Consider the following 11,078-nt stretch of genomic DNA (forward strand, 5'->3'; position numbering starts at 1 on the left):
GACCGGCGGCGGGTCCGCGCCCCGCCGCCGGCGCTGCCCCGAGGGGGCCGCCGACCGTCGCGACGCCGTCTCAGGCGGGCAGTGCCCACTTCTGGTTGGCGCCGCCGGTGCAGTCCCAGATCTGCACCTGGGTGCCCGCGGTGGTGGACCACCCGGGGTCGTCCAGGCACTTGCCGGACTGCGGGTTGTACAGCGAGCCGTCGGAGCGCGGGATCCAGACCTGGGAGCCGGTGTTGTTGCAGGTGTAGAGGTCCACCGCTGTGCCGTTCGCGGTGCCGGCCGCGTACACGTCCAGGCACTTGCCCAGCACGTGCAGCGTGCTGCCGGCCTGGACGACCGTCCACTGCTGGGCGGGTGTGCCGTTGCAGGTGTAGATCTGCACCGGGTTGTAGTCGGCGGTGGAGGCGGCGCGGTCGTCCAGGCAGAGGCCGCCGTAGCCGGTGATCGCCGAACCGCCACCGCTGCCGCCGCCGGTGGTGGTGTACGCCGCGACGGAGGCGACGCTCATCGTGGCCCCGGAGGTGGTGGCGGCCGTCGGGGTGGTGCACCCGCAGACGCCGTTGGGGAAGCCGCCGCCGATGGCCAGGTCGAGGATGACGGACAGCGGGTGGTCGAAGGCCTGCTGCCAGACGGCGGTGCCGACCTGGCTCTCCGTCACGGTGAAGTACGCTGCGCCGTCGAGGTACCAGGTGATCGACTCGGCGGCGGTGTTGGTGCGGTCCAGGACCATCGCGTAGTCGTGGTAGCCGCTCTGGCAGCCCGGGCAGGCGCGCAGGCCGCTGCCGATCCCGTTGCCCTCGTTGCACACGCCGCCGGGAGAGGTGCCGCAGTGGACGGTACCGGCCACCTGCGAGCGGGCGTTGACGTCCTCCATGATGTCGATCTCGCCGTTCTCGGGCCACTGCCCCGGGCCCAGCATCCAGAACGCGGGCCAGTACCCCAGCCCGCCGGCGGGGGCGGGCTGCATGATCGAGGCGGTGACCTCCAGCTTGCCGCCGGCCGGCGCGCCGGCGACCGCGCTCGGCGTCCGGATCCGGCCCGAGGTCCAGGAGCCGCCGCTGCCGAGGGCGGTGATGTCCAGGTGGCCGTTGCCGTCGAGGTGGACGTTGGCGGTCGAGTCGGTCATGGTCTCGATCTCGCCGGTCCCGAAGTTCGAGCCCGGGCCGGTGTCGTAGGTCCAGTTCGCGCCGGACGGTCGTGCGCCTGCGGGGCCGGAGAAGTCGTCGCTGAACACGGTCGTCCACCCCGGTGGCGGCCCGGCGGCGGCTACCGGGGCGGTCGCCGCGGTGGTGGTGGCGGCGGTGGCGGTGGCGGGCGCCTGGCCGATCAGCGCGACGAGCATGCCGAGGGTGGCCAGGACCGCGAGTCGGCGGCCGGGCCGGGTGAGCTGGCGAGCGCGTCGGCCGGTGCGGCGGCGCGCGGGGTCACGGGTCATCTGCGGCTCCCAACGGAAGGGGCGCGGATCCGGCCCGCGAGGTGGGGTGGGGGCCGGGTCCGCGGAGCGGGGGCTTCGGTCCGGCGGATCTGCCGGACGGGCTCTGGAGTCGTCCCATCGTGTGCTGAGCTGAGGCGCATTCAACTCCTGTACCTGTCAAAGCGTCAAGAGGATGGAAGGGCACTCGGTGTCATCAACTCGTGAAGACCCCGGCTGTTCTCGTTGCCACCCCGCCGCCAAGGGTTGGCGGGCCCTGCCGGACCCTCGCCTGACCGGTCACCCGGGTCGGCCCGCAGCAGGGGCGTCGACATGAGCGAGGCCGGGATCGGGCACGGAAGGGGTGATCCCCGGGTCGGACCCACCGCACGCGTCCGCCGGTCCCGGCACTGTTCGGAGAGGCAAGCGTGCCGAGGAGTTGCCATGGCAACGGCGAGATGGTTCTTCGAGCCAGGTCACACTGCGGCGGAGTTCAGCGCCAGACACATGATGGTCACGTACGTGCGCGGACAGTTCAAGAACGTGCACGGTTTCCTGGAGATCGACCCGGACGACCCGGAGAAGGCCCAGGTGGAGGCGACGATCGACGCGACGCAGGTCTACACCGGGCAGCCCGACCGCGACACCCACCTGCGCAGCGCCGACTTCTTCGACGTCGAGCGCTTTCCGACCTGGACGTTCACCGGGTCCCGCATCCGCCAGGTGAGCGCGAACGACTTCGAGGTGACGGGTGAACTCACCATTCGCGGAGTGACACGCTCCGTGACGTTCGATGTGACGTACCTGGGACAGTGGGACACCCCCTGGTGGGAGGGCGACCGGGATCTCGGTCCACGGCGCCGGGCCGGATTCGTCGCCAGGTCACGCATCAACCGCCACGACTTCGGCGTGAGTTGGAACGATGTGGTCGACCGGGGCGGTGTCGTCGTAAGCGACATGGTCGACGTCACGGTCGACGTCGAGGCGGTCCTGGAGCCCGCCGCGACGGCAGGCTGACCCGCAACGGGGAGAACACAGGCCGAAGAGCCACCAGCCTGTTCGGCGGTCCGTCCGGCCCTCCGCCGGCTTCGGGTGTGCGCACCCCCGGACTGGGTGGCAGCGTGGAGGAGAGACCCGATACGGGGACGGCCTGCATGCACAGAGCGGACAGCCACGCCACCGGGGGCACGGACCCTGGCGGACCGGGGGAACACCGGTACGCCAGCGGGCGGTCAACCTCGAGCCCGGGGGTGCGCAGTGTCGCCGGGCAGGTGTTCCTGTGGCTACTGGTCGTAGTGGTGCTGCTGGTCGGCGCCGGGCTGACGGCGCTCGTCCTGCAGGCCCGCGGCTACGCCACGAGTGACGCCGCGCACCGCACGCGCGCCGCGGCCGTCACCATGGCGCAGGTCCCCACGGTGGTGGACGCTCTGGACAGCTCCCACCCGACCGCGGTGCTGCAGCCGCTGGCTCTGGACATCATGAAGAAGGGCGGCTTCGACTACGTCGTGATCGCCGGCCCCGACGGGACGCGATACGCGCAGACCGCGCAGCCCGAGCTGATCGGGAAGCACCTCATCGGCCCGTACCAGCAGGCCCTCAAGGGACCGATCACCGTCAGCTTCACCGCGCCCCTCGGACGGGTCGTGGAAAGCAGCGCGCCGGTCACCAGGCCGGACGGCTCGGCCGCCGGCATAGTCCAGGTCGGCTACACCGTCGCGCACGCGAGCAGCGCGGTGAGCAGTCAGCTGCCGGTCCTGTTCGGCGGCGCGGCCGCCGCGCTCGCCGTGGGCACCGGCGGGGCAGTGCTGGTGCGGCGGCGGCTGCGCCGACAGACCCACGGGCTGGGCCCGGCCGAGATGACGCGGATGTACGAGCAGCACGACGCGGTGCTGCACGCGGTCCGCGAGGGCGTGCTGATCGTCGGCGGGGACGGGCGGGCGCTGCTGGCGAACGACGAGGCCCGGCGGCTGCTGAAGCTGCCGCCCGAGGTGGAGGGGAGGCCGATCGCCGAGCTCGGACTCGATCCGGGGCTGGCGGAGCTGCTGGCGTCCGGGCAGGCCGCCACCGACGAGGTGCATCCGGCCGGGGACCGGCTGCTCGCCGTCAACATCCGCCCAACGGAGCCGTTCGGCGGCGGGCCCGGCAGCGTCGCGACGATCCGGGACACCACCGAGCTGCGGGCACTGGCCGGGCAGGCCGAGGCGGCCCGGAGCCGGCTGCAGCTGCTCTACGACGCCGGGCTGCGGGTCGGCACCACCCTGGACATCGTGCGGACCACCCAGGAACTGGTGGATGTGGCGGTTCCCCGGTTCGCGGACTTCGCCACCGTCGAGCTGGCCGAGGCGGTGCTGCGCGGTGACGAGCCGCTCCCCGGCACGGGCGACGCCGGAGGCCCGCGGATCCGCCGGGTGGCCGCCGCCGGCATCCGCGAGGACCGGCCGTTCTACCCGGTGGGCTCGCAGATCAGCCCGCTGCCCGGCACGCCGGAGGCCACTGCCCTGGGGAGCGGGCGTGCCGCGCTGGTAGCCGACCTGTGTCAGGCGCACGCCTGGCGGGCACGCGACCCGCAGACCGCCGACCGGATCCTGGCGTACGGGGTCCACTCGCTGATCTCCACGCCGTTGAAAGCGCGCGGGCGGGCCCTGGGCACGGTCAGCTTCTGGCGCGCGGGGCAGTCGGAGCCGTTCGGGCCGGAGGACGTCGCCTTCGCCGATGAGCTGATCGCCCGCGCGGTGATCTGCGTCGACAACGCCCGCCGCTACACCCGCGAGCGCCGGATGGCCGAGGCACTGCAGCGCAGCCTGCTGCCCCGAGGACTGCCCGAGCAGAGCGCCCTGGAGGCGGCCTACCGCTACCTGCCGGCACTGCACAGGGTCGGCGGCGACTGGTTCGACGTCATCCCGCTGCCCGGCTTCCGGGTGGCGCTGGTCGTCGGCGACGTCGTCGGTCACGGCCTGCACGCCGCCGCCACCATGGGCCGACTGCGCACAGCCGTCCTCAACTTCGCCACCCTCGACCTGCCCCCGGACGAGTTGCTCGCCCGTCTCGACGAACTGGTCGCCCGGCTCGACCAGGGCGAGGCGGGAGAAGGCGACGTCGAGGGCCAGGACGAGGGCGAGGGCGAGCTGACGGTCACGGGCGCCACCTGCCTGTACGCGATCTACGACCCGGTCTCCGGGCACTGCACCATGGCGCGGGCGGGTCACCCACCGCCCACACTGGTGCACGTCGACGGCAGCGTGGAATTCGTCGACCTGCCCGCCGGGCCACCCCTCGGCGTGGGCGGCCTGCCCTTCGAAACCACCGAACTCCAGCTGGCACCCGGCGCCGTCCTGGTCCTCTACACCGACGGACTCGTCACCAGTCGCGACCGCGACCTGGAGAACGGACTCGCCACGCTGCGCCGTTCCCTGGCGAACGCCCACGCGGACGCCTCCCCGGAGGACCTCTGCCGGGCCGTGTTCGACGCGCTCGCCCCGCCCCGTCCGAGCGACGACATCGCACTCCTCGTCGCACGCACGCAACTGCTCGCGCCCGACCAGGTGGCCACCTGGGACGTACCCGACGACTTCGCCGCCGTCTCCCTCATCCGCAACGCGTGCAACGACCAGCTCACCGCCTGGGACCTGGAGGAACTGACCTTCACCACCGAGCTGATCCTCAGCGAACTGGTCACCAACGCCATCCGCTACGGCACCGGGCCCATCCGCGTCCGGATGCTGCGCGACACCAGCCTGGTCTGCGAGGTCTCCGACGGCAGCAGCACCGCGCCGCACCTGCGCTACGCGGACACCACGGACGAGGGCGGCCGGGGCCTGTTCCTGGTGGCCCAGCTGGCCGAACGATGGGGAACCAGGTACACGGCACGCGGCAAGGTCATCTGGGCGGAGCAACCGCTGACCGCACCGGAATACCAGTTCGAGGCGATGCTGTTGTGACCCCGGGTGCGGGGAGTTGCTCCCGCCGCGCCCCTGCCGGTGCCGGAACGGGCGCTGCACACCTCGCGGCGGATCGCCCCGGGAGACCCGAGTGAGCCCAGGGGCGGGTGACTCGATCCCGTGTACGGGTGGCGAACGTGCTGGCCAGTCCCACAATTTGCGGGTTTCGGAGCCGTCTGACGCCCGTTCGGCAGGTCCAAACCACGCTAGCTTGGCGCCATGGATATCACGACGACCCAAACAACGGTGAAGTTCGACGTCAAGGTGGTCGCGGCCGCCTCGACCACGGTGGTGCTCTGGGCCTCCGCCTTCGTCGCGATCCGGGACGCGGGCGGCGCGTTCGGCCCGGGAGCGCTGGCGCTGGGCCGGCTGCTGACCGGCGCGCTGGCGCTGCTGGCCCTGTTGCTGGTGCGCGGCGAGGGGCTGCCGCCGCGCGCCGCCTGGCCCGGGATCCTGACCTCCGGGGTGCTCTGGTTCGGGCTCTACATGGTCGCGCTCAACTGGGGTGAGGAGAAGGTCGACGCGGGCACCGCCGCGATGGTGGTCAACATCGGCCCGGTGCTGATCGCGCTGCTCGGCGGCTGGCTGCTCAAGGAGGGCTTCCCGCGCAGCCTGCTGGCGGGCATGGCCGTCTCGTTCGCCGGCGCGATCGTGGTCGGCGCCTCGACGTCCGGGGGCGGTGGCAGTTCGGTCCTCGGCATCGTGCTGTGCGTGCTGGCGGCGGCGGCCTACGCCTCGGGCGTGGTGAGCCAGAAGCCCGCCCTGCGGCACGCCTCGCCGCTGCAGACGACCGCGTTCGGCTGCCTGGTCGGCGCGGTGGCCTGCCTGCCGTTCAGCCCGCAGCTGGTGGACCAGGTCGGGCACGCGCCACTGCGGGCCGTCCTGGACATGGTCTACCTCGGCCTGTTCCCGACCGCGCTGGCCTTCACCACCTGGGCCTACGCGCTCTCCCGCACGACCGCGGGCAAGATGGGCGCCACCACGTACGCGGTGCCGGCCCTGGTGGTCCTGATGTCCTGGGCCGTCCTCGGCGAGGTGCCCGGCTGGCTGACGCTGCTCGGCGGCGTGCTCTGCCTGGGCGGTGTGGCGGTCTCCCGGCGCCGTTGACGATGCCGCACACCGGTCGCGCGGGGTGGGGCTCCCGCGCGGCGCAGGGCAGGTCCGTCCCGTGCCGGAGCGCGGGGCGGCGCTACAGCACCAGGGTGGTCTCGCTGCGGCCCAGCAGGTAGCCCAGGTGCAGCCGGTTCTTGGCGCCCAGGCCGTCCTTGATGGCGGCGACGTGCGCCTGCAGCGAGCGCTCGCTGATGCCCAGCCGGCGGGCGATCACCTTGTCCGAGTGTCCCTCCACCAGTAGCCGCCGGATCGACTCGCGGATCGCCGGCACCACCTCGGGTGCGGCCTGGGCGGCGTGGATGGGGACGAACGGGAACGGCTCGGCGCGGTCCCAGGAGCGCTCGAAGACGTCGCTGAGGAAGCGCACCACGGACGGCTCGGTGATCATCGAGGCCACCGTGCGGTCGTCGTTGGCGGAGATGAACGCGGTGCTGCGGTCGATCACGATCAGCCGGTCGAAGAACTCGGCCAGGGTGCGCACCTGGACGCCGTGGTCGGTCACCATGCGGACGTAGTTCTTGGTGGCCTCGTCGAACCGCGTGGTGTGCTGGTAGAGGGTGCGCATGGCCACCCCGCCGGCGATCTGACGGCGCACCGACTCCAGCGCCTCGTCGAGCACCGCGCCGGGCCTGGGGCCGTCCGGCTGGGCGGTGAGGATCTCCCGCTCGGCGTCCTCCAGGGCGGTCTGGATGGTCCGGTTGATCTCCGGCAGCCCGTGCAGGTGCACCACCCCCGGCGTTCCGGGCTCCCCGGCCACCGCCGCCGGGCTCTCCTTCTCCTCGGTCTGCTGCTTGGCCAACTGGGCGAGCGCGAGCTTCAGGGCGGCCTCGACCAGGTTGTCGCTGAGGTTCCGGCCCTGTGCTGTCACCTCGGGCACCAGCGCCCCCCCGGCGTTGCCCTGCGCGTCCGATTTGTCCGATCCTGCTCGCATATAGACCCCTCGGTTAACTGCAATGCGACGACCCGAACCATCCTAGGTCTGGAGCCGTGAACCCAGCCAGGGGAAGGTTGGTTGTGCGGGCGGCGGAACTCCCCGAAGGACAGAGGGAAACCCGCCACGGCACCCGAACTCGACGATTCTGTAAAGAAACTGAGCATCCATCAGATGCTCCGACGCAACGCGCCGAATTCCGGAATTGACGCTCAATCAGCTCTGCCCGGAAAACCTTCCCCGATCAAAGCTTTCACGAAAGAGGTCTGCCATGCGCCAGTACGCCTCCGTCCGGATCATCGCCCCGCTCGCCCTCCTGCTGGCCCCGGTGGCCGGTGTGCTCGCCGGTACCTCGCTGCTGCACGGCACCGCCGCGGCCGCGGTGCAGAACCGCGCCGACGTGGGCTGGAACAACGGCCCGGTCGGCGGAACCGTCACCTCCACCCCCACCCCGGCGCCCACCGCCTGACCCTCCCGGCCCACCGCCGCCAGATCCGAAGAGAGCAGCCGTCTGCCATGTCCGACTCACCGTGGTTCGTTTCCCGCCCCACCAGCAGCCGGGCCCCGTACCTGGCCTACTGCTTCCCGCACGCCGGCGGCAACGCCCGTTCGTTCCTGAGCTGGCAGCAGCACCTGGAGGCCGATGCCGAACTGGTCGGCGTCTGCGCCCCCGGGCGCGGCCTGCGACTGGACGAGCCGAGCCCGGCCGGCATCGCCGAGCTGGCCGAGGGCGCCGCCCGGGCCGTCGCGGCCGCCGCGGACCGTCCGTTCCTGCTCTTCGGCCACAGCTTCGGAGCCGTGCTCGCCTTCGAGACGGCCCGCCGACTGCGCGAACACCCCTTGCTGAGGCACCTGGTGGCGTCCGGCTGCGCCGCCCCGCGGTTGCTGCCGAGCGAGCGCGTACGGCAGACGGCCAAGCTGCGCGGCCAGGAGTTCACCGAGGCGGTCGCCTTCTTCGGCGGCCTGCCGCCCGAGGTGCTCGCCGAGCCCGAACTGCAGGACCTGCTGCTGCCGGGCCTGCGGGCCGACTTCCACCTGGTCTCCGGCTACCGCTACCAGCCGGACGAGCCGCTGCCGATCGGCATCTCGCTGGTCAACGGCCGCGAGGACCCGCACGTGGGGCCGGCCGAACTGCGCCACTGGGAGCACGAGTCCGTGCTGCCGCTGCGCTACCACTGGGCCGACGGCGGCCACTTCTACTTCGGCCCCGACCCGGCGCCCGCGGTCGATCTGCTGCGCTCACTCATTCGTGCGGATTCCAGCGCGCCGAGCGCGCGGGAGGAACACGTCGAACTTATCTAGTTGTGCCGCCGGAACCACGGGTGGCAACCCGTCCGGAACCGCAGCCGGGGAAACCCCCGCAACTCGCGTCACAACAGAGAGGAGCCTGCGATGCAGTCCGCAGCCGCAGACCAGTACCACCGCGCCCGGGTATTCCGGGAACTCCACGAGCGGTCCACCGCCTTCGTGATTCCGAATCCCTGGGACGCCGGATCCGCCAAACTGCTGGCCGGCCTCGGCTTCCCGGCGCTCGCGACCACCAGCGCCGGCCTGGCCTTCTCACTGGGCCGCCCCGACGGCGACAACCGGGTGAGCCGGACCGAGGCCCTGGCCAATGCCGCGGACATCGTGGCCGCCACACCGCTGCCGGTCACCGCGGACCTGGAGAGCGGCTACGGGCCGAGCCCCGAGGACGTCGCCGAGACCATCCGGCTGGCCGCCCGGGCTGGCCTGGTGGGCGGTTCGATCGAGGACGCCACCGGGGACCCGCAGGCGCCGGTGCTGGATCAGGCGGCGGCCGCGGACCGGGTCCGGGCGGCGGTCGACGCCGCGCGCTCGCTCGACTTCCCCTTCACGGTCACGGCGCGGGCGGAGAACTTCCTCTACGGCCGCCCGGACCTGAAGGACACGGTCGCGCGGCTGCAGGCCTACCAGGAGGCCGGCGCGGACGTGCTCTACGCCCCGGGCCTGCCGGACGCCGACGCGGTGCGCACGGTCTGCGCCGAGCTGGACCGCCCGGTCAACGTGCTGGCCGCAGCCGGCGGCCTGAGCCTGTCGGTCGCGCAGCTGGCCGAGCTCGGCGTGCGGCGGATCAGCCTGGGATCCGCCCTGGTCCGCGCCGCGCTGGGCGGGCTGCTGGCCGCGGCCGAGGAGGTGCGCACCACCGGGACCTTCGGGTTCGCGGCGCGGGCGCTGCCGTACGCCAGGGCCAACGAGATCTTCACCAAGCTCTCCGACATCCATCGACCCCCGAAGGAAGAGACGTCATGAGTGTCCTGCAGGCCCCGCGGTACGTCCTGGGAGAGGAGGAGTTGGACCACACCGAGGTCGAGTGCCTGGCCGAACGGGCCGCCGAGCTGAAGATGGTGCCCAGGGCCGCGCTCTGGGGCTGGGGGTCGGTGCGCCGCACCGGCCGCGGCCTGGCGGAGCTGGCGATCGACAGCGGCACGGCCACGCTGCGGGCGGCGGGGGTGGACCCGGCCGAGGTGGACGCGCTGATCCTGTGCTCCACCCGGTTCCCGGGCGGGCCGCGCACCCACGGCCGGTTCGTGGAGCGGATCCTGACCGGGACCGGCCTCGAGCGCGCGGCGTTCCTCGGGATCACCCTGAACCGCTGCACCAACCTGCTGGTCGCCCTCGACACCGCGCACGCGCTGGTGGCGGCCGGCCGGCACCGCCGGATCCTGGTCGTCACCACGGACCGGATCGAGGACGAGAAGGAGCGGATGGAGAGCTTCGCGCTCTTCAGCGACGGGGCGGCGAGCTGCCTGGTCTCGGCCGGCACCACGGTCGGGGACACGGCCGGGGCCGGGACCGGGCTCGGCGCCCACTACCGGATCCGGTCCACCGCCGGCGCCCAGGAGGCGGCCGCGCTGGACTGGTCGCACGAGATCAGCGCCGACCTGGCCCGGGAGGCCAACGGGCGCCTGCTGGCGCCGCTCGACCTGGCGCTCGACCAGGTGGACGGACTTCTGCACGCCAACCTGTTCCTGCCGCTGGTCACCATGAAGGAGCGCCAGGCCGGCTTCACCGCCCGCCAGCTGTACACCGCGAACATCACCCGGATCGGGCACTGCTTCGCCGCGGACCCGCTGATCAACCTGGCCGACCAGGAACGCGCCGGACTGCTGCGCGACGGCGGCCACTACCTGGCCGCGGTCAGCGTGCCGGGCTCGCGGGTCGCCGTCCTGCTCCAGCGCGACGGCGGCTGACGCCCCACCGGCCGATCCGCCGCCGGCCCGGCCCCGCCCGGGCCGCCCGTCGCGCCCGCCCTCCCCAGAACCCCTCCCGCCGCGCTGCCCGCCGTCCGTGGGTCGCCCCGGCGCGCCCTGCCACGCCACCGTCCGATGGAGTGCCCGTGTACGCCCACCAGACCCACGACCTCGACGACCTGACCACCTCGCTGCCCGTTGGCGACTTCGAGTTCAGCCCCACCGCGCAGGCCGAGGCCGAAGCGGTGCTGGCCGCCGGCCCGGCCGTGACCTACCACCGGCTGCTCGCCGACCAGGAGTCCCAGACCACCCTGCTGGTGGCCCGCCGGGTGCTGGCCGCCTTCCTCGCCGCGGAGGACCCCGGCGCCGGGCCGGTCACCGCGGACGCGCTCACCGCCCTGGTGGCCGGCGCCCGGGCGGAGCTCGCCCCGACGGCGGCCCGGTTGACCGCCACGCCCGCCGAGATCGGAAGA

Annotated in this window: 9 protein-coding genes and 1 pseudogene; 8 read left to right on the forward strand and 2 right to left on the reverse strand. The window is 72.9% G+C overall.

The genetic code is table 11. The features are described from left to right. Positions 1–70: 70 nt before the first annotated feature. A complete protein-coding gene (locus HS99_RS38555; RefSeq protein ID WP_078867034.1) occupies positions 71–1,435 on the reverse strand; it encodes a ricin-type beta-trefoil lectin domain protein in 1,365 nt (454 codons plus the stop codon). 420 nt (positions 1,436–1,855) lie between these two features. Here HS99_RS38555 and HS99_RS38560 point away from each other — a divergent pair, with 420 nt between their 5' ends. The 3 genes from HS99_RS38560 (at position 1,856) to HS99_RS38570 (ending at position 6,456) form a co-directional block, all read left to right on the forward strand. Further along, a complete protein-coding gene (locus HS99_RS38560) occupies positions 1,856–2,428 on the forward strand; it encodes a YceI family protein (RefSeq protein WP_030557407.1) in 573 nt (190 codons plus the stop codon). 137 nt (positions 2,429–2,565) lie between these two features. Continuing rightward, positions 2,566–5,349, forward strand: a complete 2,784-nt coding sequence (locus HS99_RS38565; protein ID WP_078938380.1) for a SpoIIE family protein phosphatase — start codon at positions 2,566–2,568, stop codon at positions 5,347–5,349. A 219-nt stretch (positions 5,350–5,568) separates the two neighbouring features. After that, entirely contained in the window at positions 5,569–6,456 is an 888-nt protein-coding gene (locus tag HS99_RS38570) for a DMT family transporter (RefSeq protein ID WP_030279096.1), read from the forward strand. Positions 6,457–6,538: 82 nt separating this feature from the next. On the opposite strand, the gene HS99_RS38575 is transcribed toward HS99_RS38570, so the two are convergent. Beyond that, the gene (locus HS99_RS38575; RefSeq protein WP_050366958.1) at positions 6,539–7,393 is read right to left on the reverse strand and encodes a helix-turn-helix transcriptional regulator; all 855 of its coding nucleotides are present in this window, start codon (positions 7,391–7,393) and stop codon (positions 6,539–6,541) included. Between the two features lie 271 nt (positions 7,394–7,664). On the opposite strand from HS99_RS38575, the gene HS99_RS38580 reads away from it, so the two are divergent. The 5 genes and pseudogenes from HS99_RS38580 to HS99_RS38600 all read left to right on the forward strand — a co-directional run. Beyond that, entirely contained in the window at positions 7,665–7,862 is a 198-nt protein-coding gene (locus HS99_RS38580; RefSeq protein ID WP_030279091.1) for a hypothetical protein, read from the forward strand. Between the two features lie 47 nt (positions 7,863–7,909). After that, positions 7,910–8,695, forward strand: coding sequence for a thioesterase II family protein (locus HS99_RS38585; protein ID WP_030279089.1), 786 nt, complete (start codon positions 7,910–7,912; stop codon positions 8,693–8,695). A gap of 90 nt (positions 8,696–8,785) precedes the next feature. After that, the gene (locus tag HS99_RS38590) at positions 8,786–9,664 is read left to right on the forward strand and encodes an isocitrate lyase/PEP mutase family protein (protein ID WP_046386847.1); all 879 of its coding nucleotides are present in this window, start codon (positions 8,786–8,788) and stop codon (positions 9,662–9,664) included. Beyond that, a complete protein-coding gene (locus HS99_RS38595) occupies positions 9,661–10,605 on the forward strand; it encodes a beta-ketoacyl-[acyl-carrier-protein] synthase family protein (RefSeq protein WP_030279085.1) in 945 nt (314 codons plus the stop codon). Before HS99_RS38590 ends, HS99_RS38595 begins: the two co-directional genes overlap by 4 nt. Before the next feature lie 146 nt (positions 10,606–10,751). Then, positions 10,752–11,078: pseudogene (locus HS99_RS38600) on the forward strand (hypothetical protein); the annotation flags it as partial.

It is taken from the genome of Kitasatospora aureofaciens (genome assembly GCF_001188955.3).
Taxonomy (GTDB): domain Bacteria; phylum Actinomycetota; class Actinomycetes; order Streptomycetales; family Streptomycetaceae; genus Kitasatospora; species Kitasatospora aureofaciens.